2 protein-coding genes are annotated in these 2,059 nt (G+C 31.7%); both read right to left on the bottom strand.

Going from position 1 to position 2,059, the window contains the following annotated elements; genetic code table 11:
* Window positions 1-190: 190 nt before the first annotated feature.
* Window positions 191-940: a LytTR family DNA-binding domain-containing protein gene (locus tag ACEN4N_RS11330; RefSeq protein WP_338486946.1), complete on the bottom strand. Its 750-nt coding sequence runs from the start codon at window positions 938-940 to the stop codon at window positions 191-193.
* Window positions 940-1,611: a sensor histidine kinase gene (locus tag ACEN4N_RS11325; protein WP_171031254.1), complete on the bottom strand. Its 672-nt coding sequence runs from the start codon at window positions 1,609-1,611 to the stop codon at window positions 940-942. Before ACEN4N_RS11325 ends, ACEN4N_RS11330 begins: the two co-directional genes overlap by 1 nt.
* Between the last annotated feature and the right edge of the window lie 448 nt (window positions 1,612-2,059).

The raw sequence follows: 2,059 nt of genomic DNA, 5'->3' as shown, positions 1-2,059 counted from the left end.
TTCCTCCAAGTTAAGCGTCGTAACTTAAACTTTAGAGGTAAACTGGATGACTAACAAGGCTTTTTTTGTTGCCTGGTTATGTACTTTTAGGCTGCAATCTTATGTATTATTATATTGCCATAAACAACTGCTTTTAATTAAAGAATAAAGCACCGATAAATGCAGGAGAACTGCATTTATCGGTGCTTATTTATGGTCTGATACTCATTTCTTCTAGTCGCTTACGTACTTCTTTGGCTCTTGCTACTGATAAATCACAAGTTAAACCATTTTTAAAAGTAATGATTTTTTCTTTTTGATTAACACTTTCAATCATCATTATATTCGCAATAAATGATTTGTGAACACGGATAAATTCCTCATGTGATTTTTCAATTGCCTTTAAACTTTCATAGAACTGATAATGTCCATTTGTAGTAATGATTGCCACTTTATGCGGCTGAGATAAACTTTCGAAATATATAATATTATCTAAAGCGATTGAGCGCATTTTACTACCTACTTTAAATGTATATTGTCTTTTTACTTCTGAATTTAAATGTTGTCTCTCACCAATCACATTCAAAATTTCTATTATTCGGTTTTGTAATTCTTCAGGTGTCTTTTTTACTATGTAATCAATCGCTTCAACTTTATAACGAAAAGTAACCGGAGCTAATTCTGCGTGTGTAGTTATAAATACAATTTTACCTAAGTCATCAACCTTTCTTATCTCTTTAGCTAAGTCTAAACCATTCATATCATGGTTTAAATCAATATCAAGAAAATAGATTGCATTCGAAGCTTTTTCAGACCTAATTGCTTCTAAAAGAATGAGTGGGTTCACAGATGCCAGGCTGAGTTCCATATCAAGTGATTCAATCATAATGTAATTAGCAATGACTTCACTCATATAGGCTAATTGCTTCTTGTCATCTTCGCAAATATAAATAGATTGCATCAAATCACCTCTCTTGGGATGATCAGCTCTTGAGTAAACACCTGATCATTAATTTGAGTATTAAGCAGTATCATAGACTTATCTACTAGTCTATCTAAGTTAAAGAGTCCAATCCCTCGTTCTGCCCCTTTGGTTGAATATCCGTTTTCTTTTAATGTAACTAAACTTTCAATATTTACTCGGCAAGAGTTTTCTACAATTATTAGGGACTCCAATTCTTCTTGGATTAATGAAACCGATAGCTCTCCATGTTGAATTTCTGCCGCTTCTTCGATGGCATTATCTAAAATAATGCCTAACATACGTGGCAATGATAATGTTTCATCTGTTTCAATAAACATACTTTCTGACACTTCAATGTTCACAACAATCCCTCGTGACTTGGCATATAATAGTTTAGTATAGATTAAGTTTCGTAAGTCAGCATTTTGTAAGTAAATTAGTTTACCTAATTGCCGATTGGTATCATCTGTTTGAATGTCATGTTTATCTAAGACTCGTTCAAAATAATCCCGTAATTGATCCCACTCTTCAGCTTTTATGAATCCATCAAGACTAAGCAATATATTTTGATAATCATGACGAAACTGACGAACATCATCATATTGCCTTGTAATCAACTGATTATATTGTTGATTAACTTCTTCTTGAGCTTTTTCTTGTTCAATCATTCGAATTTGCTCACTGCTATTGTGAAAGAATATAAGTACTAGAACAAATAATACACTCGCGAATAAATAAACACTTCTAAATATAGTAAGCATTGAATCATTGAGTAAGAAATACTCGAAAAGATTCATCAGTTGAGCATAATAAACAACAAAGAAAATGCACAAAATAATAATATAAATGAATGTTTTTGCATTGATATAATATCTGTAGAACCACTTTATAAGTTGTCGAGTAAGGAAAGTCAGAATACTAATAAAAGCTAAAGTAATTATAATTGTCATCCAAAAATGAGGTAGTTGAACATAGCTCATTGATTCTGTGAGAGTGTAAAATATTTTGTGTAAATAGAAAAAAGGAAGTCCCTTCTGTAGAATAGAGTTACCACACTAAATTCACAGAAAAGAGGACTTCCCTATGAACAATCTTACTACAGATATCTTACAGACT

It is taken from the genome of Ruoffia sp. FAM 20857 (assembly GCF_045528645.1).
In the GTDB taxonomy this organism is placed as follows: Bacteria; Bacillota; Bacilli; order Lactobacillales; family Aerococcaceae; genus Ruoffia; species Ruoffia halotolerans.
The sequence above is the reverse complement of the archived record's forward strand: the minus strand, read 5'-3'. Positions and strand labels throughout refer to the sequence as shown.